The following is a 22088-nucleotide window of genomic DNA, read 5'->3' as shown; positions in this document are numbered from 1 at the left end:
GTCCTGTTGAGAACATATAGCGAACAAAGCGCGGAAACCGCGGCGGTTCAACTCTTTCGCGCGCCCCGCCGGCGATTGCGGTGGAGGGCTGTTGATCGATGCCGGAAAGTCCAGCCGCGGCGCGGCCTTACGGCGTCCGCCCCCGGGCGGCTCAGCCGGCCGAGACCGGCAGCAGCAGGGTGACGGTGGTTCCGCGCCCGGGCTCGGACTGGAGCTGCAGGTCGCCCGACCAGCCGAGCACCATGCTTCGGACGATCGCGAGCCCGAGGCCGGTGCCCTGGCCGCTCGCCTTGGTGGTGAAATACGGGTCCAGCGCGCGCGCCGCGACGTCGGCCGACATCCCTTGCCCGTCGTCGATCACCCGGAGCCGCATCCGCGGCCGCGATCCGGCGCCGGCCCAGTCGCCGCCGACCCGGTCGACTTCGACCCGATCGACCGCGACCCGCATGTCCGTCGCGCCGGCCTGCACGGCGTTCTGGAGCAGGTTCAGCAGGATCTGGGTCAACTCGCCCTGGAGGGCCAGGACTTCGGTGTCGCGGTCCCGGATCACGACCGCGAACGGCTCGCGCAGCATCGGCCGGATGAAGGTGCAGGACGTCGCCACGGCGGCCCCGAAGGCGAGGCTCTGGGGCGCGATCGTCTCCCGCCGGACATAGCCCAGGATGCCCTGGATGACGCCGACCGCCTGGATCGCGCAGGCCTCGACGGTCTCGAGGTCGGCGCGCTCGGGCGGCCGCCCCTCGGTCAGGTCGGCCAGCATGAGCTCGGTCATCCCGCGCACCGGCTGGAGCAGGTTGTTCAGCTCGTGCGCCACCGACCCGACGAACTGGCCGAGCGTCTCCAGCCGCTGCCGGTCCCGCTCGGTCCGATCGCGCTCCTGCTGCCGATGCTGCTCGAGCAGGTCGATCTTGGTCCGGTACGCCACCGCGGCCGAGACCATCAAGGCGCTCAGGCAGGCCGACATGCGCCGGATGATCTCCGGCTGGTTGATCGGCACGCCCCGGTCGGACAGCGCCAGCGCCGCGCCCTCATGCAGGCCGGCGATCTCGTCGAGGGAGATGTCGTCGGTGATCGCCAGGCGGCCGAGTTCCTCGATGTCGAGGAGCGGGGCCTCGGCGGCCGTGGCGACGTAGCGCGCCATGCCGTCGGTGTAGCGCCGCAGGAGGTGTTCCATCCGGCCTCACCCCCGGAAGGCGACGCACAGGACGCCGCAATCGTCGCTCGCGCGTCCGTGGCTGGCCATCAGGTCCGCGGCGAGCCGCTCCGGATCGCCGCGCAGGGAGGGCGGATCGGCCTCCAGGTCCACTGGCCGGAGGCCGTCGGTCCACAGAACCAGGATGTCGGCGGGGACGAACGGCACGACGAGGGGTTTGAGCGGGCGCAGGCCAGCCCCGACGATCCCCGGCATGCCGTCGAACCGGAGCGTCCGCTTGGCGAACAGGGCGCCCTGGATGTTGCCGACCGCCGCCGTCGTGATGGTCCCGGCGGCGGGGTCGATCCGCACCAAGGCCGCGGCGGCGCCGCGGGTGTGGCGCATGGCGCGGTCGGCGGTGGCGAGCCGCTGCGTCGGCTCGACGCCCACCTGTCCCTCGACCAGGGCGAGCAGGCTCCGGGCGGCATGGTGGGCGTCCGGCCCGTGGCCCAGGCCGTCGACGATGCAGGCCAGCGTGGCGTCCCCCTCCTGCCACCACGCGACCATGTCGCCGCACGCAGTCTCGCCGGGATAGGTCCGGGTCACCGCGGCGATCACGGGTGTTGGGATCTGCGGACGCGCGCTCATGGCCGCCGCACCAGGCAGACGATCCGGGTTCCTTCCCCGACATGCGACGTGATCGCGAAGGCGTCGACCAGGCGGCGCGTCCCCGGGAGGCCGCAGCCCAGGCCGCCGCGGGTCGAGTAGCCGTCCTCCATGGCCAGCGTCAGGTCGCGGATCCCCGGGCCGTCATCCTCGGCGACCAGCTCGATCACGGCCGCCCCGGTCGCATCCTGCGCGGTCAGCCGGATCAGGCCGCCGCGGTCGGTGTGGAGGACGAGGTTCATCGCGAGTTCGGAGACCGCCGTCGCCAGGCCGTGCGCCCGCACGGTGGTGAAGCCGTGCCGCAGCGCGAGCCGGCGGGCCTCCTGCCGCGCTTCGGCGGCGTCGATCTCGCTCGTCACCCTGACGGTCACCACGTCCGGCTCCGGACTCATCGGCGCCTCGTCATCCCGGTCCGGACCAGCGTGCGGCCCGGACGGGTCTCGATCGTCATGTCGTCCATCAGCTTGTGCACGGCGGCGAGGCCGAGCCCGAGGCCGCCCCCGGTGGAGTATCCGCGCGTCATCGCGCCGGTGATGTCGGCGATCCCGGGGCCCTGATCCTCGACCTCGATCACGATGCTCCGCTCGTGGGCGGTCACCCGGGTCAGCACGCGGCACGCGCCGCCGCCGGCATACGTCAGGGTGTTGCGGGTGAGTTCGGAGACGACCGTGGCCAGGCGGGTCTGGTCGACGGTGCCGAACCCGATCGCCGCCGCGGCCGCGCGGCTCGCCTGGCGGGCCCGCAGGATGTCGTCCTGGCCCCGGATGTCGACGACCGCGCACGTCGCGGTGCCGGACACCTCCGGCTCCGGTCCGTCGCGATCAGGCGGCCGGGACTTCGTCATGGCGACCTCCGCGGGACGCCACCATCCGACCGACCTTGGCCACGCCGCCCTCGAGATCGAAGGCGGTCTCCATGTCGATCATGCCCCGGCCCATCTCCACGAGGGTCAGGGCCACGGCGGGCTGCATCCCGGCCAGGACCGCGACCCCGCCCATGATCTTCACCATCTTGGCCGTCTCCGACAGGATCCGGGCCATGTAGGAATCCACGACGTCCGCGGCCGTGATGTCGATGACGAGACCGTCGGCCTTCCCGGCCTGGATCAGCGCGAGGGCGTCGATCTGGAGGTCCATCACCTGCTGGTCCGTCAGGTCGGCCGGCAGGGAAGTCAGGAGGACGCGGCCGAGCCGGAGAATGGGGACGCGCATCAGAGCATCGTCTCGATCGGGCCCTTGGCATTCTCGCCGAGGAGCCGGAAGGCTTCGGCCAGGCCGGCCCGCAGGGTCCCCCGGGTGATCATGCTCGACAGGTCCACGTCGAGCTTCACGAGGGTCTGCGCCGCGTCCGGACTGATGCCGGTGACGATCACCCGGGAGCCGAGCAGGCGCGCGGCCTCTACGGTCTTGGTCAGGTGCAGGGCGACGCGGCTGTCGATCAGCGGCACGCCGGTCACGTCGAGGATCGCGATATGCGCCTCCTCGCGGGCGAGCGCCTCCAGCAGCCACTCCATCACCTGCCGGGCCCGCTGCGTGTCGATGATCCCGACGAGCGGCATCAGGATGATGTGGCGCCAGATCGGCAGGGCCGGGGTCGCCAGGTCGAGGAGGGCCCGGCCCTGGCGCTTGATGATCTCCTCGCGGGTCTCGACGAAGGTCGCGAAGGTGATGAGGGCCAGCTTGTCCACCGCCGTGTCCAAGGCGACGCGCGCCTGGTCCGGCTCGGCGATCCCGTCGCCGGCCTGGCGGTTGAGCAGCGCGCCTGCGATCGCCTTCAGCGCCAGGATCAGCTCGGCGGTCTCCATCGGCGTCAGGCCGTCCCGGGCGCAGGCGGCGCTGATGGTGGCGGCCTGTTGCTCGACGGTTCTGAAGGCTGCTCCGGCGCCCTCGCCCTCGCTGGCGAGGAAGTAGGCCGTGAGCTTCTCGACCAGCGTGCCCAGTTCGAGCTTGAGCAGCTGCAGCGAGGCCGGCTGGGCCGCCGGGGCGGCGTCGTGCAGGTGCGCGAGCCACGCGTCCAGCACGCCTGCCCGATTCTGGAGGAGGATTTGTCCGAGGCCGTACATAAGTTCGGTCACTCCTTGGCGGCCGATGGCGCGAGGGCGGAGACGGCGGCCAGGAGCTCCTGCATGCCCACCGGCTTCATGAGCACGCGGTCGGCTCCGACGCGCGCGGCCTCCTCCATCGAGAAGAGCTGCGGCGCCCGCGGGGCGCCGCCGGTGATCGCGATGATCGGCAGGCCGGGCCGGTTCGCCTTGACCCAGCCGATCAGCGTCAGGCCGTCCCGGCCGGGCATCCACAGGTCGGTGACGAGGAGGTCGAACGGCCGGCCGGCCAGCAGCGTCTCCGCCTCGGCGGCGGAGCTGCATTCCTCGACCCGGTGCTGACCGCGCTCGAGAAACCGCCGGACCGTCATCCTGACGACCGGAACGTCATCCGTCAGGAGGATCGATGCCATCGATCAATTCTCCTGGCGTGTCTGTGGGAATGGCGCATCGAAAGACCTGATTACAGGACGCATGCGCGTTAGTAATATTGGGATGTCACTAATTCCTAAAACAATTCGATATCGTTCATCGCATTGACATCTCTTTTGGGAGGAGATGGTCCTTCTGAGAGCGCGATGTCTGCAAAATATTTAACGTCGTGCCAAGATTTCGTCAAGGGATTCGATAGATCCAGCGCCTGGAGATGCGTGCGCGCTGCGGCGAAAATACCTTCGAGATGCTGAAGACGCTGCCGCGTGACGTCCTGAAACTGAATCGAGCCGATCAGCCGCACGATCGGCTGCGCGATGCGGGTGCTCTCCTCCTGGACCTTCACCAGCGTGTCGCGCTGATGGGCGACCAGGCGCTCCATGTTCTCGGTCAGGCTGGCGATCGCCGCGGCGATCTTCATCAATTCCCCGCGCTCGTCCTCGACGCGGTCCGTCACCAGGGTGGAGAAATTCTCCCGGATGGATTCGCGTAAGGAGGCGAGGTCCCGGGCGATCCGGGTCGCGGTGTCGGCCGAGGCGCTCGAGAGTTCCTTGACCTCCCTGGCGACCACGGCGAAGCCCGCGCCGGCCGCCTCGGCCCGGGCCGCCTCGATGGTAGCGTTCAGGGCGAGCAGGTTGGTCTGGCGGGCGATGGACTGCACGCCATCGGTGGCCCGGGTCAGCTGCGCGGTGGCGACGTCGAGCTCGTCGAGCCGCTGCCGGCACTCCGCCATGTCCTGATCGCGCCGGACCAGGAAGTCGCCGATCAGCTGGCGGTTCGTGGTGAGCTGCTGGTCGGTCTGGTCCACGATCTCGATCACCCGGGCGTTGGAGCCGGACAGGTCGAGGAAGGACAGCAGCTCGGTCATCGCGCCGTCGACCTCCCGCAGGCTGGTCATGATGTCGTAGGCGGCGGCCTCGGTTTCGACGGTGACCGAGGCGGTGTCGGTGGCGGCGCGTTCGAACAGGCGGTCGTAGACCGCGAGGTGTTCGGCCAGGGTGGCCTGGATCTCCGTGGGGTCCGCCCCGTCCCGCCCGGCGGGCCCATCCCGCCGATCCTCCGGGGGGCGCCGCCGCCGCCGCCGGCATGGTCTCCTGAGACCCGTGCGCCTCCGGGCCGGCCGGCGGGCGTGCCGCAGCCGCGGCCCGGGCCGCGGCCCAACCGGTTCCCCAACTGGCTGCCCAGCTGGCTGCCCATGTCGCCGCGAAGCCGACCGCCGCGATGGCGGCGACACCCGGCACGGGGCCGAACGCGGCCGTGCCGACGGCGGCGAGCGCCACGGCGGCCAGCGCCGCGCAGAGCGGGCCGAGCCATCGGATCGCGCGCGGCGGCATCGCACAGGCCATGGTCAGGCTCCGGGGACGAGCTGGCGGATCACCTTGAGCAGGGCTTCCGGATCCACCGGCTTGACGATCCAGCCCGTGGCGCCCGCCGACTTGGCCTCGTTGCGCTTGTCCTGCTGGGACTCGGTGGTCAGCATCAGGATCGGGATGAACTGCAGGCCCGGGAGCTTGCGCACCCGGCGGATGAGGTCGATGCCGTTCATCGCCCCCATGTTCAGGTCGGTGATCAGCAGGTTCGGCTTGGTGCCCGCCTGCAGGGTCTCCAGGGCCTGTTCGCCGCTGGCAGCCTTCACGACGCCGAGCCCGGCCTTGCCCAGGATGCCCTCGATGCTCATCAGCATCGTGGGGGAATCGTCAACAATCATGATCGTCGTAGCCAACACGGTCTCCTAGGGTGCTGCGTGGGGTGCGGGCGCCGCCTCGGCCTGCCAGAATGCGGTCAGCTCGTCGGCCAGCACGCTGTAATCGGCCGCGCCGCGGCTGGACGGGGCGTAGTCCCGGATCGGTTTGCGGACGGCGAACGCCTCCGCCAGGCGGATGTCAGTCCGGATCCCGGTGAGCACGCGCTCGATTCCGAATTCCCGGGCGATCTCCTGCATGGTCTCGCGGTGGTGATTGGTGTGCACGTTCAGCATCACCGGCAGCAGGCCGACCACCGTCAGGTCACTGTTCACCGTGGTGGCGATGCGGAAGAACAGCCGCGCCAGCTGCCGCACCCCCTCGGCCGACAGGGCGTGCGGAATCATCGGGACGAGCACGCCGTCGGCCGCCGCCAGGGCGTTGACCAGGATCATGTCCAGCGAGGGCGGCGTGTCGACGATCACGAGGTCGAAGCGCGCCCCGATCTCCGGCGCGCGCAGGCAGCGCTGCAGGGCCGAGACGCTGCGGTCCACGGCCGAGGTGCCGTCGAACAGCTGGTCGGCGGGGGCGACCGACACGCCCGCGAAGACGGTCGGCCGGATGGCATCCTGCAGGTCGAAGGCCGGGTCCGTGAAGATGTGGTGGGCGGTCGGGGCATCGCGCTCCGGCACGATGCCGAAGCCGAGGCCGGCATGGCCCTGGGTGTCGAGGTCGACCAGCAGGGTACGCCGGCCGCGGGCGCCGCATTCCGCGGCCAGGTTGACCGAGGTCGTCGACTTGCCACTGCCGCCCTTCCGGTTCGAGATGGCCAGGATCCTGGTCAAGCGGCCGCTCCGGGCGCCGGCGGGACGGCCTCCGCGGCCCCTTGTAGGAACGGCATCACGACCCCGGCCAGCGCCGGGTCGGCGGGCGGCGTGAGGGCGGCCGGCCGCGCTGCGGCCAGGACCTGCAGGATCGCGGCGTGGAGCCCGAGGCACTTGGTCAGCACGACCTTGTGGGGGCCCGGCTTGCGCAGGGCCTCCAGCAGCGGCAGGGCCTCCTCGACGGTGCAGTGCCCTTCGAGATGGACGGTCTTGCGGGCGATCCGGATGCCCATCACAGCAACTCCCTGAGATCGAGGACCAGGAGGACCCGGCCGTCCCCCAGCAGCGTGGTGCCGGCATAGCCGCCGATGCCGGCCAGGACGCCCTCCAGGGGCTTCAGGATCACGTCCATCCCCTCCCGGAAGTTGTCGATGATCAGCCCGACCCGTCGGCCGCTGACGTGGCAGACCAGGACGGCGGCGTCGTCCTCACCCTGGGATTGCTGCTGCTGTTGCTCGGGCAGGTGCAGCAGGCGCGACAGCTGCAGCAGGGGGATGATCGTCTCGCGCAGCACGAAGTTCTCGGCCTTCTTGATCCTGCGGATGCGCGCGCGCGGCACCCGCACGGTCTCGACGATCATGTCCATCGGCACGCCGTAGAGGCTGCCGGCGGCCTCCACGATCATGATCCGGGTGACCGCCATGCTGAGCGGCAGGGCAAGGCGCGTCGCCGTCCCCTCGCCGAGGCGGGAACTCACTGAGACCTGACCGCCGAGCTTCTCCACGGTGGTCAGCACCACGTCCATGCCGACCCCGCGGCCGGACAGGTCCGAGATCTCCGCCGCCGTCGAGAAGCCCGGGCGGTAGATCAGGTTGATCGCCTCCTGGTCGGACAGGCGGTCCGCCTCCTCCTGGCCGACCACGCCCTTGGCGACGGCGGCGCTGCGGATCCGCGCCGGATCGATGCCGCGGCCGTTGTCCTGGACCTCGATGACGACGCTGTCGGCCTCCTGGCGGGCCTTGAGCAGGATCCGGGCGATCGCCGACTTGCCCGCCGCCCGGCGCTCGTCCGGGGTTTCGATGCCGTGATCGAGGGAGTTGCGGACGATGTGCAGCAGCGGGTCGCCCAGCGCCTCGACGATGGTCTTGTCGGCGGCCGTGTCCTCGCCTTCGAGGACGAGGTCGATCCGCTTGCCGAGCTTGCGCGCGAGGTCCCGCACCAGCCGGGGGAAGCGGTCGAAGATCTCGGCCACCGGCAGCATGCGGACCTGCATGATCGCGCTCTGCATCTCCTGGGCGAGCCGGTCGATGACTGCGTACTGCTCCTTGATCTCGCGGGACATCTCGCGCGAGGCGTAGGTCTCCTCCGCCCGCTTGGCGAGGAACGGCAGGGCGTTCTTCGAGACGACGAGTTCGCCGATCAGGTTCATCAGCAGGTCGATCTTGGCCTGATCGACCTTCAGGGATTTCGCGGCGATGCGCCCCTCGGGCTCCTTGCCGGCGGCGGCTGCGACCGGCGCGGCCTCCTCGGCGAAGGTCTGCGGCAGCGTCCCGGCAAGGTCCGGCGCGGCCTCGGCGCGCTGGAGCGGGGCGCCGGCCAGCACAGCCGAGAGGGCGTCGAGCACGGGCGCGACCGAGCGGGACGCCCGGGCCTCCGCCAGGGCCGCCTGGACCGCGGCGCGGTCGGCGTCGCGGCCGAGGCTCAGGAGCACGTTCCCCACCACGGTGCCGACCGAGGCGAGGCGTTCCGCGTCGTAGCCGGTGCGCTCCAGGATCCGATGCTGGCTCGCCAGGACGGAGCGGGCGAGGTCTTGCCGTGGATCGGCGGCTTTGCGCGGACGGCTTTGGCGTCGGCTCGGGTGCCGGCGCGGCCGGCGCGGGAGGGCCGGAGCCGGATCGAGCCGGCCCGAGCCGGCGGCCGCCACGAGGGCCGCCACGAGACCCGCATCGGGCGATCCCGCCGACAGGGCGGCGTCGAGCCAGTCCAGCGCCTGCCGCCGCCACAGCATCGGCCCGGCGACGCTGCGCAGCGCCCCCACGGCCTTGCGCAGGTCGTCGTGGCGCCCGGCGGCCAGGAACCCCGAGGCCGCCTCGCGAAAGTCGTCCCAGATCGGACCGTCGCTGGCCGCGCCGTCGATCCGCACCAGGTCCCGGGGCCGCACGGCCGCGATGGTGACCTGGTCCAGCTCGTAGCGCAGCGCCTGCTCGATCTCGGGCCGGGGCGCCGTACTCAGCAGGGCGAAGTGCAGGTTGCACTGGTAGGGGTCGAGATCTTCCAGCGGACCCCACGGCTCGGTCGCCGCGATGTCGAGGGCGAGCGCGTCCGGCACCTGCTGGATCGTCAGCAGGGGGTCGGTGCCGTTGAAGAAGCAGCCCGGCTCCGGCGTGTAGCGGACCAGATGCACGGCCTGGCCGCCGCAGGCGCGGCGGAACGCGTCCAGGCAGGCGGCGGCCGGCAGGCGGGCGAGAAGCGCCGGCGGCACCGTCGCGACCGCTCCGGCGGGTGCCGGATCGGCCTCCTGCCGCGCGTCCGCCGCCGGCGCCCCCGCGTCGTCCTGCGATCCCAGGCGCTGACGCAGCTGCGTCGCCATCCGGTGCGCCACCCCGTCGGCATCCGCCGGCAAGGCCGCGCGCCGCTCGAGCGCGTCGATCCACTGGCCGACCTGGTCCAGGCTGTCGAGCAGCATGTCGATCAGCGCGGAGTCGATCTGGAGCGCGTCGGACCGGACCTCCCCGAGGAGATCCTCGGCGGCGTGGACCAGCCGGGTCAGGGCCATGGCGTCGAACAGGCCGGACGAACCCTTGATCGTATGGACCGCCCGGAACACCTCGTTGATCGCGGTCTCGTCCGTCGGGTTCCGCTCCAGCTTCAGCAGACCGCTGGCCGAGACCTGCAGCAGCTCGCGCGCCTCCGGGATGAACCGAGCCAGCAGGGGGTTGGTCATGGCTGCGCGCCCGTCAGCAGGCGCGCGGTCTCGACCAGCAGCACGGGATCGGCCGGCTTGACGATGTAGAAGTTGGCGCCGACCTCGTAGGCCCGGCTCGCATCCGCGTCCTGGGCCTCGGTGCTGATCGTGACCACCGGGGTCGCCTGGAGCGACGGCTCGCGCCGGATCCGGGACACCAGCTCGTAGCCGTCCATCTTGGGCATGTTGATGTCGACGATCATCAGGTCGTAGCCGCCGAGCAGCGCCTTCTCCAGGCCCTCGACCCCGTTGGTGGCCTCCTCGACCACGAACCCGGCCCGGCCGAGCACGTCCTGGTAGAACATCCGCATCGTGATGCCGTCTTCGACGACAAGTATTCGTTTCCCGGACATGCCCGTCTCAATCCTGTTCGATCGGTCTTTGGTAGACGATCGTGTCGCCGAACTTGCGCGGCAGGAACATCGACGACATGCGGCTCATGCTCTCCGAATGGCCCAGGCAGATGAACCCGCCCGGGATCAGGCATTCGTAGAGCGCCTCGACCGCGGCGCGTCGGGACGTGTCGTCGAAGTAGATCAGCAGGTTCCGACAGAAGATCACGTCCATCGCGCGATAGCGGTGCATGTGGATCGGGTCGGATAGGTTGGCGATCGAGAACTCGATGGAGCTGCGCAGCTCCTCGTGGATCTCGAACTGGTCGTCGCCGAGACGGCGGAAATACTTCTTGCGCAGCTCCGGCGACAACCGCTGCAGGGAGCGGTTGCCGTAGATCCCCTTGCGGGCATCGGCCAGCACCCGGGAATCGATGTCCGACCCGGTGATCTCGATGGCGAACTCGTCCGCCCGCGACCAGTGTTCGAGGATCTGGATCGCGATCGAGTAGGGCTCCTCCCCGGTCGAGCAGGGCATCGACCAGATCCGCAGCGTCGCGCCGGGCCGGCGCGTCCGGGTGATCTCGGGCAGGATGCCCCGAACCAGGGCATCGAACTGATAGTCCTCGCGGAAGAAGTAGGTCTCGTTGACCGTCATCAGGTTGACGAGATGCTGCAGCTCCTCCCCCGACGCCTGGAAGCGCAGCAGGGTGAAGTAGGCCTTGAAGCTGTCGCTGCCAGTCTTGGCGATCCGCTCCAGGAGTCGCTTCTCGACGAAATACTCCTTCTTGCCGCTGAACGAGATGCCCGTGCGGCGATAGAAATACTCGTAGAACTTCTCGTACTCGTCCTCGCTGATCTGGATCGCCGAGGCGGTCTGCCCGAGGGAACGGGAGGATTGCATCATGCGCCTCCGATCCGGCGGATCGCCGCGGCGGCCGCGAAGCGGATGAACGGCACCTCCGGGAAGCGCGCGGCCAGGGCCTGGAGCGGCGCGACGGCGGCCTCGTTGCCGATCTCCGCGAGGCCGTCCACCGCCGCCGCGCAGACGTTGATGTGGGGATCGTGCGCCACGACCTCGGCCAGCCAGTCCGGCGCCTTCGGGTGCGGCAGCAGGCTCAGCATGTTGACCGTCAGGATGCGGACGTCGCTGTCGGGATCGGCCAGCAGGTCGGCGACGTGCGGCTCGACCTCGGCGGGCATCTCCTGGAGCACCTCGATCGCGGCGTTGCGCAGCCCGCTGTCCTCGCTGCGGAGCAAGGGCAGCAGGCCTTCCACCACCGCGGGGGACTTGAGGCGGATCAGCGTCGTCAGGATCACGGCGCGGACGCTGGCGGCGGGCTCGCGGCCGAGATGCGCGCACAGCAGCGGCCCGGCCTCCGGAAGGCGCCGAGTTCGCGGGCGGCCCGGCGCCGCTCGCCGCTTTCCGGCGAGGCGAGGGCGGCCGTGAGCGCGTCGAGATCCGCGTGCGGCGGCGCCTCGGCGTCGGGCTTCGGCAGGGTCGGTTTCTTAAGGGCCACGGCGGCGTTCCCCGGCTCGAGCGCCGGCTTCCGGGGCACGGAGCCACCCGACGAGCTGCTCTGCGATCGCGTCGCTCGGCAGGACCAGGCTGGCCCCGCCGCGCTTGATGAGTTCGTGCGGCATGCCGAAGACGATGCTGGTGTCCTCGTCCTGCGCGATGGTCATGCCGCCGCCGGCCCGCACCCGGGCCATGGCCTCGGCGCCGTCGTCGCCCATGCCGGTGAGCTGCACGGCGATCAGCCGGTTGGCCGGGAGATGCGCGAGCGCGCTCTCGACCATGCGGGCGACGCTGGGATGCCAGATATGCTCGTTGCTCTGCGGCAGCGGCGTCGCCGAGTAGCCGGTGCCCCGGCGGGTGACGACGAGGTCGGCATCCCCCTTGGCGATGTAGACCGTGCCGGGCTCGATCGGCATCTGCCGGGCGACCTCCACCACCGAGACGGCGCAGAGGTCGTTCAGCCGGCGGGCGAAGACGCCGGTGAAGCTGCTCGGCATGTGTTGCGCGACCAGGACCGGCCAGGGGAAATCCTTCGGCAGGCGGGGCAGGATCTCCTCCAGCACTCCGGGCCCCCCCGTGGACACGCCCACCAGCACCAACCCGGTCGGCCCCGCGCGCGAAGGAGACCGGGGCGGCGGCTCCGGTGTGGCGCGCCGGCGCTGGGCGGCCAGGCGCCCGCGCAGGCCGGTGCTGCGGCGGACCCGGGTGGTCGCGGCGCTGCGGATTTTCATCAGGAGTTCGCGGTGGATCCGGTCGATCGACAGGGAGATCGTGCCGCCGGGCTTCTGCACGAAGTCCACCGCCCCGAGGCTCAGCGCCTGCAGGGTCGTCTCGGCACCTTGCTCGGTCAGCGACGAGACCATCACCACCGGCCGCGGATCCTCGCTCATGATCCGCGACAGGCAGGTGATCCCGTCCATCTCGGGCATGTTGACGTCGAGGGTGATCACGTGCGGATCGAAGGTCCGCAGCGCCTCCAGGACCTCGAGGCCGTTGCGGGCCGTCTGGACCGTGAAGCCGCCCGCCGACTCGAGGAGCTGCGTGAGGTGCCTGCGCATCAACGCGGAATCATCGGCCACGAGGGCTCGGATCATGCGGGGTCTCGCCAGGGTGACGGGATGAGGGGGCGTCGGGCCGAGCCGGGGCCCGGACCCGCGCTCAATGGGTGCTGAGCCGGACGGCGGCGGCTTCCTGGGTGTCCAGGAGCTGCATCGTGTCGAGCAGCAGCACCATGCGCTTCTGGCTCTCCAGGTTGGCGACCCGGCGGATCAGGCGCGTCTGCGTGTCCGAGAGGTTGGGCGCGTCGCCGATCGCCTTGGCCGAGATCCGCATCACCTCCGAGACCGAATCGACGATGAAGCCGGTCTGGACGCCGCGGACGGTGAAGACCATGATCCGCTGGCGGTCGTTGCGCTCCGCCTCGGCGAGGTTGAAGCGGCGGCGCTGGTCCACCACCGGCAGCACGATGCCGCGCAGGTTGATCACCCCCTCCACGAAGGCCGGCGCCTTCGGGATCCGGGTCAGCTCGTCCGGCACGCGGACGATCTCCTGCACGGCCTCGATCGGCACGCCGTATTCCTCGCCCATCAGGCGGAACACCACGAACTGCTCCTCGTCGGCGGCGTCCTGGCGCTCGTCTCCGTCCTGTCGTCCGTCGGCGCTCATGCCCTCGTTCTCCGTGGCAGCCAGCTTGCGCAGCTCGGTGGTGTCGAACATCTTCTCGACCGACAGGACGGAGACCAGCCGCCGACCCTCCTGCAGCCGGCAGATCGCCTGGATCTCGTCCATGCCGCCGTCCTGAGACAGCAGGGCCGGCATCGCCTCGACGAGGTTGCGGCTGACCCGCAGCACCTCCTTGACGCTGTCCATCACGACGCCGACCGACAGGGTCCCGCCCTCGCCCAGCGACACCACCACGACCTTGTTGGTCTCGGTGAATTCCTTGGCCGGGAGGCCGAACATCTCGCGCAGGGACACGAGCGGCAGCAGGCGGTTGCGCAGGGTGATCACCCCGAGCACGTGGGAGGGCGCGTTCGGGACGTGGGTGAGGCGCTCGGGCAGCTGCACGATCTCCTGCACCCGCTCGATCGGGAAGGCGTATTCCTGACCCGCCACCTCGAAGCTCACGAGCTGGTCCTCGTCCGCCTCGACCTCGGCCCGGGCGGACGAAGCCGGGTCGGCGCCCTGCACCTGGCCGGCGGCCCGGCGGACCTTGGTGGCGATCTGGCTGAACTCGCGGCTCACCAGCTGGGCCGCGTCCAGGATCATCACCATGGACCGGCCGTCCTCGCCCTTGATCATCCCGGTCAGGAGGCTGGTGTCGACGCTGCCCTCGATCGCCGAGGTCGGCTCGATCCGCTCGGGATCGACCGTGACCACGTTCGCCATCCGGTCGACCACGAGGCCGATCGGATTGCCCTGGTCGAGCACCACCACCCGGGTGGCGTCGTCGTTGAGCACCGGCGGGAAGGCGAACACGTCCCGCAGGTTGAGCACCGGCAGGACCGTGCCGCGCAGGTTGGCCAGCCCCAGCAGCGAGGCGGGGCTGAACGGCACCCGCACCACCTCGGGGATCCGGATGATCTCCTGCACGTCGGCCAGCGCGACGGCGAACATCTCCGTCTCGACGTGGAAGATCACGAACTGGCGGGCCTCGCTGCGGCCGTCCGCGTGGTCCGGCTGCGCGGCGGCCTCCCCCGGATCGGGCGTGAACCCGGAATCCGGCGCCTGCACCGCCTGAGCTGCTGCGTTTGCCATGGTCGGTCTCTCGCTCCCCGGGCGGTTCGGCTCAGGCGGCCTGGAGCTCGTCGGCGAGCGAGGCGATCTCCTCGATCGCGGCGGCGAGCTGCTCGGCGCCCTTGCCCTGCTCGCTGGCGGCGATCCCGGCCTCCGCGGAGGTGCGGGCGGCCTGCTGGGCCGCGGCGGCGACCTGCTCGATCGCGGTCTGGACTTCCCGGACCATGCGGGTGATGCCGTCGGCGCCGCTCAGGATCTCCCGGTTGCCGCCCAGCACCTCGGCCATGTCCTTGATCACAGTGTCGAAGTTGCGGGAGATGGCGCCGCTCTTCTCGACCTCGCTGGCGGCGCCGTCGGCGATCTCCTGGATATCGCCGCGCACGAACACGATCGTGTCCTGGATGGCCTTGACCGTGTCCTTGATCCGCTCGGCGTTCTCGGCGGAATCCCGGGCGAGGTTTCGGATGTCCGTCGAGACGACGGCGAAGCCCTTGCCGAACTCACCCGCGCGGGCCGCCTCGACCGAGCCGTTGACCGCCAGCATGTTGGTCTGGATCGAGACCGTGGTGATCGCGTCGACGATCTTGTCGATGCGCCGGCTGACCTGCTCCAGCGCGGCGACCTGATCGCGGCTGACGCGGCCCGCCTCGACGGATTGCTGCAGGCCCTCCATCATCGCGTCGACCAGGTTTTTGTTCTCGGCCAGCGACTCCGAGATCACCTGCGCCTTCTCCACGGCGGCGGCCGCCAGGGTCTGGGTCACCTGGGCGCGCCGCTCGATCTGTGCGATCGCCGCCGAGGATTGCTGGGTCGCGGCCGATTGCTGCTGCGCGCCCTTGGTGATCTCGTCGAGGGCGATCGTGACCTGTCCGGCGGCGCGGTTGATCTCCTCGACGGCGCTGGACAGCTCTTCCGCCGCGGAGGCGACCTCCTCGGCGCTCTTGCCGATATTGGTGCTGTTCTTCAGCTCCTCGGCGAGGCCGGACAGCTCCTGGGCGGCATCCTCGCTCTGCGACAGCGCCGTGGTCTGCTGCTCGACCATCTTGCCGGCCTCCTGACAGGCCGCGCTCTGCTCCTCGGCGGCGGCCGCGATGATCTCCGCGCCCTTCTGCGCCTCGGTGGCGGCGGTGGCCGATTCCTCGGCGGCCCGGGCCAGCTCGTTGCAGCCCTCGATGATCTCGGCCATGTCGGTGCGGACCCGCGCGAGCTGGCCGCTGACCGCCCGGCCGGTCTCGACCTGAGAGCGGGCCGAGCTCGCCGACTGGCTGATCCCGTCGGCCGCGACCTTCACGTCGGCCTGGATCTGCGCCACGAGCGCCTGGATGTCGCGGGCGGACTTCTCGCTGGTCTCGGCCAGGGTGCGCACCTCGTCGGCGACCACCGCGAAGCCCTTGCCGTGCTGGCCGGCCCGAGCCGCCTCGATGGCGGCGTTCAGCGCCAGCAGGTTGGTCTGGTCGGCGATCCGGGCCACGGCCTTCACGATCTCGCCGATGGCGCTGGCCTGCCGGTCGAGCTCCTCGACCAGCTTCACCGATGCCTCCTGGCGCTCGGACGCCTTGACGATGGCCGCGACCGACGCGCCGATCTGCGCGGCGGTCTCGACGACGAGACCGGACAGGGCCTCGGTCTTGCGCAGGGAGTTGGTGGCGTTCTCCTTGGCGGCCTGGATCAGGGCCCCGCCCTGGCTCACCGCCTTCATGGTCTCCTGGGCGGCGCCCGCGGCCTCCTCGGCGCCGACGCCGATCTGCTCGGAGGCCTTGCGCAGCTCCTCGGCGGCGGCCGCCGCCTCGGCGATCCCGCTGGACAGCTCGGCGGTGGCCGAGGCGATCCGCTCGGCTGCCTTCTGCTGGCGCGCGAAGGTCCGGGCCTTGCGCTTCTCCGCCTCGGCGACGAGGTGCGATCGACCCGCGGAGGCCGGCACGTTCTCCCGCGGGGCAGTCGCGGCCGGGAAGGAGTGGATGGCGGATTTCTTCGCGAGAGCCATGTGTCGACGCCTTGGTATCGGGGTCAGAGGGTTTCCCGCTCCTCGGAAGAAGCGGGTGTGCTGGTATTCAAGTAGACGCGTGACGGGTGTGCGAGTTTTCGGATGGTTCTGAAGCTAAATTTACCGGTACATAATACATATTGTCGTGAATTACGGTTACGTGAATATAATGTGACACGCATAAACTAATGACCTCATAATCTTTATCAAGAATGCGCTGAGTCACAAGTTTTTTTCTGATTGAAATCTGCTCAGACGGTTCATAAAAATGTTGGTCCCCCCTTGAGATTGATCAGAATCGGCTCACTTAGCCAACGGCACATGTGACCGCTCCGGATCACTGGCGGAGATTGCTGCACCCTGGACGCGATCGGGAACTTTAAGTAGACGGCCCGTCGGCCGGCCTCGGCCGAGCCACCCGCCCGGACCTCATGGGATGGGGCACCCGGGGGCATGCCGGCACCGCAGCGAAGCTTTGCTCAGCTTGCGCTAGCGGAGACGGTCGTGGCTGCGTTACTAGATCCAGGGGAGAAATACTGTTCGGCGGACATCGCTGCGCGCTAAATATAGATCTTTGTACGGCCTGATCTGATCGTTAAATGCTGAGTTTGAGTTATTTTAGATGAAGCATGATCCTGTTTCTGCGTTCGATAACGACAATATCATCGAGGGAATTCCTCTGTCGTCCTACCAGATGCTGAAGCTGGTCAAGGAGCGCGGCGGGGTCGGCTTCTGGTCGCTCGAGATCGCGACCCGGGGGCTGTGGGGCTCCCCCGGCTTCCACCGGGTGACCGGGCTTCCGGCCACGGACGACCTGCGCGGCCTGTTCCGCCGGCTGATCCATCCCGACGACCAGGCCGCCCAAGCGGACCTTTGGGACCTGATCCAGCTCGGCCACGTGGTCGACCGGGAATTCCGGATCATCCGGCCCGACCAGACGGTCCGGTGGGTCGCCCTGAAGACCGGCGTGGTGCTCGGACCGGATGCGCTGCCCGCCCGCACGGACGGCGTCCTGCTCGACACCACGGCCACCCACGAAGCCCGGCAGATCGCGGCCTGGATGCAGGGGCGCCAGACCGGCGTCCTGCGCGCGATCACCGCCGCGACCTGGTCGGCCCATCCCGCCGGGGAGATCGAGATGGCGGCCGGCTGGGAGCGCCTGACCGGGCAGACGGCCACCGAGATGGCGGGGTTCGGCTGGCTCGACGCGCTCCATCCCGACGACCGCCGCGTCGCCCTGGCCGCCTGGCAGGCCGCCCGGACCACCGGCGCGCCCTACCGCGCGGAGTACCGTGTCCGCGGTGCGGACGGGACGTATCGCCGGTTCAGCAGCCGCGGCGCGGCGCAGGCCGGGCCCGACGGAGCGGTGCGTGAATGGTTCGGCCTCGTGCTCGCCGTGCCGGACGACGCGCGCGACGCGGTGCCGGATGCCGCGATCGGGCCGCTGATCCGGGGGGGGCGGGCGGTCCTCGGCTGGTCGATCCAGGACCTCGCCGCGGCCTCTGGGGTCTCGGGCTCCAGCGTCCGGCGGATGGAGGAGTTCGGCGAGGGCCCGCGTCCGAAGATCCGCCAGGCCGTGCGCCAGGCCTTCGAGGGCGCCGGCATCCGGTTCTCCGCGCTCGGCGCCGACCGGGTCGCCATCGAGGTCGATCCCGGGCGCTTCCCGCCAGCTTTGGGCGCGCGCCGCCGAAGTGGGGACCGGCTCTAGCCGCATCCGGCCGCAAAACCGCCCGCCGGATCGAGGCGCTATGCCGGCCCTCGGACCGGGCCGTCGCCCCGCACCCGGGAGCCGGTGTAGGCCATTCGTTAACGTCGGCTCTGCATCCATATCGGCACCGAAACCGTTGCGCGTGTCCAATTCGACCGCCGGGGCAGCTGTCATGACCATCCTGAGCGTGATCTGCCTGGTGACCGGTGCGACCCTCGCGGGCATCGCCCCGAAGCGCTCCGTGCAGCAGGCGGCCCTGGAGAGCGCGGGCGGCAGCCTGATCGTGCTCGGGCTCGTCATCATCGGCGCGGGCCTGCCCCTGTTCGGCTGAGGCGGCGCCGCTCGGTCCGTCAGCGTCCCGGCGCCGCCCCGGCGCCTGCGGCCGCGAATCTCTGTCGAGCCCGCTTGCGCCGCGCCCTGATGGGCCGCGTGCGCCGGAAAAACCGCGGCGGTCCTCGACGCCGGCATCGCCGTATCGACCGACCACGGGACGCGCTTCGCGGCGCGTGGTCCAGTCTTGCGCCGTTCCGGCCCGGACGTACCGCGATGATCGCCGTGAAGATCGGAGAGATGAGACTGATATCCGCGCAAGCTTATCCTGGCCGGGAAGGCTCTGGTATCTGCCGCTGATCGCCCCTATGGTTAGATCTCTGCCATGTCTCTTTGTATTTTGAAGTGTTACAAAGAACGAAGCCGAGGCCTTCCAAAGATGTCCGGTCCGGACGGGGATGACAATCTGGGCGCACGCGTCCCGGGCCGCGGGGATCCGCGGACCGGGGTTCGGGCGTTGGCCACGGGAGCGTTGGCCTTTGAAGCGTTGGCTTTGGACCGGAACGGCGAGATCGTCCCGGCGAGCCTCCTGCAGGGGCGCCGCGAGCTCGTCATCCGCCACGCCGGCCAGCGGTACCGGCTCCGCATCACCGCCAACGACAAGCTGATCCTGACCAAATGACGCCATCCCCCGCCTGGTCGCGCCGCTTCCTCCTGGCCGCCGCCGCCGCGACCGCGCTCGCCCCGCGCGGGGGCGCCGCCAAAGCCGATCCGGCGCCGGCCGGCCGCATCGCCGCCCTCGGGGGCGCCGTCACCGAGATCCTGTATCGCCTCGGCGCCGGCCCGCGGATCGTCGCGGTCGACACCACCAGCCTGTATCCGCCCGAGGCCCTGCGCGAGAAGCCGAATGTCGGCTACCTGCGGGCGCTCTCCGCCGAGGGGCTGCTCGCCTGCGGACCCGACCTCGTGATCGCTGCCGAGGGCGCCGGCCCGCCCGCGGTGCTGGCGCAGCTGCGCGAGGCCGGCCTGCGCGTCGAGACCGTGACCGAGCCGTCGAACCCCGAGGGCGTCCTCGACAAGATCGCCGTCATCGGGCGTCTGGTCGGCCTGGACCGGGAGGCCGGATCCCTCGCCGCCGAGGTCCGCGCCCGCTTTGCCGAGGTCGCGAAAAGGCGCGCGCGGATCGAGACGCCGGCCCGGGCGATCCTCGTCCTCTCCCTCCAGGGCGGCCGCACGGTCGTGGGCGGCACCGGGTCCACGGCCGACGGCATGCTGGCGCTCGCCGGCATCACCAACGCGGCCGCGGGCGTCGCCGGGTTCAAGCCGATTACCGACGAGGCCATCGTGGCCGCCGCCCCCGACGCCGTGGTGATGATGCAGAACGGCCCGGAGCCGCCCAAGCCCGAGACCGTGTTCGCCCCCGATTCGGCCCTGGGCCGGACCCCGGCCGCCGCACAGGGCCGGCTGATCGCCATGGACGGCCTCTATCTCCTCGGCTTCGGCCCGCGCACCCCGCAGGCCGCCACCGAGCTGATGCGCGCGATCTACCCGGGCCTGCCGGGTGAGTGAGGGGGCCGCGCTTGTTTTGCCTGAGAGAGCGGAGCCGATGTCGCGCAAGGCGTCCCGAGTCGTGAGTGGGCCGCTCGGATGCTGAGCCGCCGCGCCGCCCTGCCGTGGGTGTTGGCGGCGCTCGCCGGGCTGATGCTGGCGGTCGCGCTGCTGTCGGTGAGCCTCGGGGCGATCCGGATCCCGCCAGAGCGGGTCTTGGCGGTGCTGACCGGGGGCGGGAGCGATCCGGCGCTGGCGCGCGACGCCCTGGTGGTGCTCAACATCCGGCTGCCCCGGACCCTGCTGGGGCTGATGATCGGCGCGGGGCTCGCGGTCTCGGGGGCGCTGATGCAGGGGCTGTTCCGCAACCCCCTGGCCGACCCGGCGCTCGTCGGGGTCTCGTCGGGGGCGGGATTGGCCGCCGCCTGCATCATCGTGCTGGGCGACCGGCTGCTCGCCCATTTCGGCCTGCCGGGGCCGCTGCCCTACCTGGTCCTGCCGGCCGGGGCCTTCGTGGGGGGCTTGGGCGCGACCCTGATCCTGTACGGGCTGGCGACGCGGTCCGGGCGCACCGCGGTGGCGACGATGCTGCTCGCCGGCATCGCCCTGGGGGCGCTGAGCGGCGCGCTCACCGGCCTGCTGACCTATGCCAGCGACGACCGGCAACTCCGCGATCTCACGTTCTGGTCGTTGGGCAGCCTGGGTGGTGCCACCTGGGGCAAGGTCGCGGCCTCGGCACCGCTGATCCTGCCGGTGCTGCTCGCCGTTCCGTTCCTGGGCCGCGGCCTCAACGCGCTGGTGCTCGGGGAGGCGGAGGCGTTCCATCTCGGGATCCCGGTGGAGCGTCTGAAGCGCACCTGCATCGTTCTGGTCGCCATCGCGGTCGGCGCCAGCGTAGCGGGGGCCGGGGTGATCGGCTTCGTCGGCCTCGTGGTGCCGCACGCCTTGCGGTTGGCGATCGGCCCCGAGCACCGCCTGCTGCTGCCGGCCTCGGCGCTGCTCGGCGGCGCGTTCCTGGTGCTGGCCGACGTCGTCGCCCGGCTGGTCGCGGCACCGGCCGAGCTCCCGATCGGGATCGTCACCGCTCTGGTCGGCGCACCGGTGTTCCTGTGGCTGCTGCTCGGCCGGGCGCGGGTCGCCGCCGATGCCTGAGCCGACCCTGCTCCGTGCCCGCGACCTCACCGTCACGGTGGCCGGTCGCGACCTCGTGCGCGACGTGTCCCTGTCCGTGGCGGCCGGCTCCCTGCAGGTGATCGTTGGCCCGAACGGCGCCGGCAAGTCGACCCTGCTGCGCCTGCTCTGCGGCGAGCTGCACCCGACGAGCGGGCAGGTCGCCTACGGCGGCGAGGCGGTGGAGCGGATCCCGGCCTGGCGGCTCGCCGCGATGCGGGCGGTGCTGCCGCAGGCCACGCGCCTCGCCTTCCCGTTCGCCGCGGCGGACGTGGCCCGGATCGGCCTCGACGGCATCGGGCGGGGCCTCAAGGCCCGCGACCGGGACGCGATCCTGGCCCGGGCCCTCGACCGGGCCGACGTCGCCCATCTCGCGACCCGGGCCTACCCGACTTTGTCGGGCGGCGAGCAGGCCCGGGTGCAGTTCGCCCGGGTGCTGTGCCAGATGGAGGCCGGCCGCACGGTCGCGGACGGCCAAGTGCTGTTCCTCGATGAGCCCACCGCCAGCCTCGACCTGAACCACCAGGGCGCTCTCCTCGAGGCCGCCGCGGCGCTGGCGGCCTCGGGCGTCGCCGTGGTGGCGATCCTGCACGACCTCAACCTCGCGGCTGCCTACGCCGATACGCTGCTGGTGCTCGAAGCCGGCCGGCTGGTCGCCACCGGGCGGCCCGCGGACGTGCTCCGCGACGACCTGATCGCCCGGGTGTTCGGGGTGCGCTGGCCGGTCGGAAAAATCCCCGGCCCGGACCAGCCGTTCATCCTGCCGCACCGGACTGTTGCAGGTCGGCAACAAAACTGATTCGCGATCGGGTGATCTGGAGATGTTTCAAGATATTCCCGAGGAAAGTTGGAATGCATGCAAGCTGATTTGCCGTAGAGACGGTTGCATTAAAATATCGCGTCCGTATACGCCTCAGTTTACCCACTCTGGATCCGTTTCAGGACCGAGGTAAATCTTCAATGCGCCGCCATAGATGGCTGTTTTGACTCGGTGCAAAACGCTGGAGTTTTCGCAAGATCTCGGCCTTCAGCAGCAGGACTGCGTCGCCGGACATTTACAGGTAGTGGGCGGTCGGAGC

Annotated in this window: 25 protein-coding genes; 6 read left to right on the top strand and 19 right to left on the bottom strand. The window is 70.6% G+C overall.

What is annotated here, in order from left to right; genetic code table 11:
* Nucleotides 1-151: 151 nt before the first annotated feature.
* From FVA80_RS21265 to FVA80_RS21180, 19 genes are all read right to left on the bottom strand, one after another.
* Complete coding sequence (locus tag FVA80_RS21265) at nucleotides 152-1174, bottom strand: ATP-binding protein (protein WP_147910765.1); 1023 nt, start codon at nucleotides 1172-1174, stop codon at nucleotides 152-154.
* A 6-nt stretch (nucleotides 1175-1180) separates the two neighbouring features.
* Nucleotides 1181-1780 carry a SpoIIE family protein phosphatase gene (locus FVA80_RS21260; RefSeq protein WP_147910766.1) on the bottom strand — a complete coding sequence of 200 codons (600 nt, stop codon included), beginning with the start codon at nucleotides 1778-1780 and terminating at the stop codon, nucleotides 1181-1183.
* Complete coding sequence (locus FVA80_RS21255; protein WP_147910767.1) at nucleotides 1777-2190, bottom strand: ATP-binding protein; 414 nt, start codon at nucleotides 2188-2190, stop codon at nucleotides 1777-1779. Before FVA80_RS21255 ends, FVA80_RS21260 begins: the two co-directional genes overlap by 4 nt.
* On the bottom strand, nucleotides 2187-2642 hold the full coding sequence (locus tag FVA80_RS21250) for an ATP-binding protein (protein ID WP_147910768.1): 456 nt from the start codon (nucleotides 2640-2642) through the stop codon (nucleotides 2187-2189). The genes FVA80_RS21255 and FVA80_RS21250 overlap by 4 nt, the downstream gene beginning before the upstream one ends.
* Nucleotides 2620-3009, bottom strand: a complete 390-nt coding sequence (locus tag FVA80_RS21245; RefSeq protein WP_147910769.1) for an STAS domain-containing protein — start codon at nucleotides 3007-3009, stop codon at nucleotides 2620-2622. Before FVA80_RS21245 ends, FVA80_RS21250 begins: the two co-directional genes overlap by 23 nt.
* Nucleotides 3009-3818 carry an STAS domain-containing protein gene (locus tag FVA80_RS21240; protein WP_246692064.1) on the bottom strand — a complete coding sequence of 270 codons (810 nt, stop codon included), beginning with the start codon at nucleotides 3816-3818 and terminating at the stop codon, nucleotides 3009-3011. Before FVA80_RS21240 ends, FVA80_RS21245 begins: the two co-directional genes overlap by 1 nt.
* A 50-nt stretch (nucleotides 3819-3868) precedes the next feature.
* A complete protein-coding gene (locus tag FVA80_RS21235) occupies nucleotides 3869-4252 on the bottom strand; it encodes a response regulator (RefSeq protein ID WP_147910771.1) in 384 nt (127 codons plus the stop codon).
* 95 nt (nucleotides 4253-4347) lie between these two features.
* Entirely contained in the window at nucleotides 4348-5169 is an 822-nt protein-coding gene (locus FVA80_RS21230; protein WP_187193453.1) for a methyl-accepting chemotaxis protein, read from the bottom strand.
* Nucleotides 5170-5619: 450 nt separating this feature from the next.
* Nucleotides 5620-5997 carry a response regulator gene (locus FVA80_RS21225; RefSeq protein WP_348642413.1) on the bottom strand — a complete coding sequence of 126 codons (378 nt, stop codon included), beginning with the start codon at nucleotides 5995-5997 and terminating at the stop codon, nucleotides 5620-5622.
* 6 nt (nucleotides 5998-6003) lie between these two features.
* Nucleotides 6004-6798, bottom strand: coding sequence for a ParA family protein (locus FVA80_RS21220; RefSeq protein WP_147906538.1), 795 nt, complete (start codon nucleotides 6796-6798; stop codon nucleotides 6004-6006).
* Complete coding sequence (locus FVA80_RS21215) at nucleotides 6795-7070, bottom strand: hypothetical protein (protein WP_147906537.1); 276 nt, start codon at nucleotides 7068-7070, stop codon at nucleotides 6795-6797. The genes FVA80_RS21220 and FVA80_RS21215 overlap by 4 nt, the downstream gene beginning before the upstream one ends.
* Nucleotides 7070-9721: a chemotaxis protein CheA gene (locus FVA80_RS21210; protein ID WP_147957868.1), complete on the bottom strand. Its 2652-nt coding sequence runs from the start codon at nucleotides 9719-9721 to the stop codon at nucleotides 7070-7072. Before FVA80_RS21210 ends, FVA80_RS21215 begins: the two co-directional genes overlap by 1 nt.
* Complete coding sequence (locus FVA80_RS21205) at nucleotides 9718-10095, bottom strand: response regulator (RefSeq protein WP_147906535.1); 378 nt, start codon at nucleotides 10093-10095, stop codon at nucleotides 9718-9720. The genes FVA80_RS21210 and FVA80_RS21205 overlap by 4 nt, the downstream gene beginning before the upstream one ends.
* A gap of 7 nt (nucleotides 10096-10102) precedes the next feature.
* Entirely contained in the window at nucleotides 10103-10981 is an 879-nt protein-coding gene (locus FVA80_RS21200) for a protein-glutamate O-methyltransferase CheR (protein WP_306440333.1), read from the bottom strand.
* Nucleotides 10978-11394, bottom strand: coding sequence for a HEAT repeat domain-containing protein (locus FVA80_RS21195; protein ID WP_246692063.1), 417 nt, complete (start codon nucleotides 11392-11394; stop codon nucleotides 10978-10980). Before FVA80_RS21195 ends, FVA80_RS21200 begins: the two co-directional genes overlap by 4 nt.
* A complete protein-coding gene (locus tag FVA80_RS30860; protein ID WP_210249464.1) occupies nucleotides 11391-11594 on the bottom strand; it encodes a hypothetical protein in 204 nt (67 codons plus the stop codon). Before FVA80_RS30860 ends, FVA80_RS21195 begins: the two co-directional genes overlap by 4 nt.
* A complete protein-coding gene (gene cheB / locus FVA80_RS21190; protein ID WP_147957867.1) occupies nucleotides 11584-12687 on the bottom strand; it encodes a chemotaxis-specific protein-glutamate methyltransferase CheB in 1104 nt (367 codons plus the stop codon). The genes FVA80_RS30860 and cheB overlap by 11 nt, the downstream gene beginning before the upstream one ends.
* A 64-nt stretch (nucleotides 12688-12751) precedes the next feature.
* Nucleotides 12752-14350, bottom strand: a complete 1599-nt coding sequence (locus FVA80_RS21185; protein WP_147906532.1) for a chemotaxis protein CheW — start codon at nucleotides 14348-14350, stop codon at nucleotides 12752-12754.
* A 31-nt stretch (nucleotides 14351-14381) separates the two neighbouring features.
* Nucleotides 14382-16313: a methyl-accepting chemotaxis protein gene (locus tag FVA80_RS21180; protein WP_147906531.1), complete on the bottom strand. Its 1932-nt coding sequence runs from the start codon at nucleotides 16311-16313 to the stop codon at nucleotides 14382-14384.
* Nucleotides 16314-17007: 694 nt separating this feature from the next.
* Between FVA80_RS21180 and FVA80_RS21175 the strand changes: the two genes are divergently transcribed.
* The 6 genes from FVA80_RS21175 to FVA80_RS21150 all read left to right on the top strand — a co-directional run bounded on the left by FVA80_RS21175 (nucleotide 17008) and on the right by FVA80_RS21150 (nucleotide 21808).
* Nucleotides 17008-18021, top strand: a complete 1014-nt coding sequence (locus FVA80_RS21175) for a PAS domain-containing protein (protein WP_187193452.1) — start codon at nucleotides 17008-17010, stop codon at nucleotides 18019-18021.
* A 142-nt stretch (nucleotides 18022-18163) separates the two neighbouring features.
* Complete coding sequence (locus tag FVA80_RS21170) at nucleotides 18164-18352, top strand: hypothetical protein (RefSeq protein ID WP_147957866.1); 189 nt, start codon at nucleotides 18164-18166, stop codon at nucleotides 18350-18352.
* Nucleotides 18353-18730: 378 nt separating this feature from the next.
* On the top strand, nucleotides 18731-18973 hold the full coding sequence (locus tag FVA80_RS21165) for a hemin uptake protein HemP (protein ID WP_147906529.1): 243 nt from the start codon (nucleotides 18731-18733) through the stop codon (nucleotides 18971-18973).
* Nucleotides 18970-19860 carry an ABC transporter substrate-binding protein gene (locus tag FVA80_RS21160; RefSeq protein ID WP_147906528.1) on the top strand — a complete coding sequence of 297 codons (891 nt, stop codon included), beginning with the start codon at nucleotides 18970-18972 and terminating at the stop codon, nucleotides 19858-19860. Before FVA80_RS21165 ends, FVA80_RS21160 begins: the two co-directional genes overlap by 4 nt.
* 78 nt (nucleotides 19861-19938) lie before the next feature.
* Nucleotides 19939-20991 carry an iron ABC transporter permease gene (locus tag FVA80_RS21155; protein ID WP_187193451.1) on the top strand — a complete coding sequence of 351 codons (1053 nt, stop codon included), beginning with the start codon at nucleotides 19939-19941 and terminating at the stop codon, nucleotides 20989-20991.
* Entirely contained in the window at nucleotides 20984-21808 is an 825-nt protein-coding gene (locus FVA80_RS21150) for a heme ABC transporter ATP-binding protein (protein WP_147906527.1), read from the top strand. The genes FVA80_RS21155 and FVA80_RS21150 overlap by 8 nt, the downstream gene beginning before the upstream one ends.
* Nucleotides 21809-22088 lie beyond the last annotated feature (280 nt).

Origin of the sequence: Methylobacterium sp. WL1 (assembly GCF_008000895.1) — a bacterium.
GTDB lineage: Bacteria > Pseudomonadota > Alphaproteobacteria > Rhizobiales > Beijerinckiaceae > Methylobacterium.
The sequence above is the reverse complement of the archived record's forward strand: the minus strand, read 5'-3'. Positions and strand labels throughout refer to the sequence as shown.

Coding starts and splice junctions, on each gene's coding strand:
- FVA80_RS21265 (WP_147910765.1), bottom strand. CDS start 1,174: ATGGAACACCTCCTGCGGCGCTACACCGACGGCATGGCGCGCTACGTC.
- FVA80_RS21260 (WP_147910766.1), bottom strand. CDS start 1,780: ATGAGCGCGCGTCCGCAGATCCCAACACCCGTGATCGCCGCGGTGACC.
- FVA80_RS21255 (WP_147910767.1), bottom strand. CDS start 2,190: ATGAGTCCGGAGCCGGACGTGGTGACCGTCAGGGTGACGAGCGAGATC.
- FVA80_RS21250 (WP_147910768.1), bottom strand. CDS start 2,642: ATGACGAAGTCCCGGCCGCCTGATCGCGACGGACCGGAGCCGGAGGTG.
- FVA80_RS21245 (WP_147910769.1), bottom strand. CDS start 3,009: ATGCGCGTCCCCATTCTCCGGCTCGGCCGCGTCCTCCTGACTTCCCTG.
- FVA80_RS21235 (WP_147910771.1), bottom strand. CDS start 4,252: ATGGCATCGATCCTCCTGACGGATGACGTTCCGGTCGTCAGGATGACG.
- FVA80_RS21230 (WP_187193453.1), bottom strand. CDS start 5,169: ATGACCAGCCTGCGGGAGGTCGACGGCGCGATGACCGAGCTGCTGTCC.
- FVA80_RS21215 (WP_147906537.1), bottom strand. CDS start 7,070: ATGGGCATCCGGATCGCCCGCAAGACCGTCCATCTCGAAGGGCACTGC.
- FVA80_RS21210 (WP_147957868.1), bottom strand. CDS start 9,721: ATGACCAACCCCCTGCTGGCTCGGTTCATCCCGGAGGCGCGCGAGCTG.
- FVA80_RS21205 (WP_147906535.1), bottom strand. CDS start 10,095: ATGTCCGGGAAACGAATACTTGTCGTCGAAGACGGCATCACGATGCGG.
- FVA80_RS21200 (WP_306440333.1), bottom strand. CDS start 10,981: ATGATGCAATCCTCCCGTTCCCTCGGGCAGACCGCCTCGGCGATCCAG.
- cheB (WP_147957867.1), bottom strand. CDS start 12,687: ATGATCCGAGCCCTCGTGGCCGATGATTCCGCGTTGATGCGCAGGCAC.
- FVA80_RS21185 (WP_147906532.1), bottom strand. CDS start 14,350: ATGGCAAACGCAGCAGCTCAGGCGGTGCAGGCGCCGGATTCCGGGTTC.
- FVA80_RS21180 (WP_147906531.1), bottom strand. CDS start 16,313: ATGGCTCTCGCGAAGAAATCCGCCATCCACTCCTTCCCGGCCGCGACT.
- FVA80_RS21175 (WP_187193452.1), top strand. CDS start 17,008: ATGCTGAAGCTGGTCAAGGAGCGCGGCGGGGTCGGCTTCTGGTCGCTC.
- FVA80_RS21165 (WP_147906529.1), top strand. CDS start 18,731: ATGTCCGGTCCGGACGGGGATGACAATCTGGGCGCACGCGTCCCGGGC.
- FVA80_RS21160 (WP_147906528.1), top strand. CDS start 18,970: ATGACGCCATCCCCCGCCTGGTCGCGCCGCTTCCTCCTGGCCGCCGCC.
- FVA80_RS21155 (WP_187193451.1), top strand. CDS start 19,939: ATGCTGAGCCGCCGCGCCGCCCTGCCGTGGGTGTTGGCGGCGCTCGCC.
- FVA80_RS21150 (WP_147906527.1), top strand. CDS start 20,984: ATGCCTGAGCCGACCCTGCTCCGTGCCCGCGACCTCACCGTCACGGTG.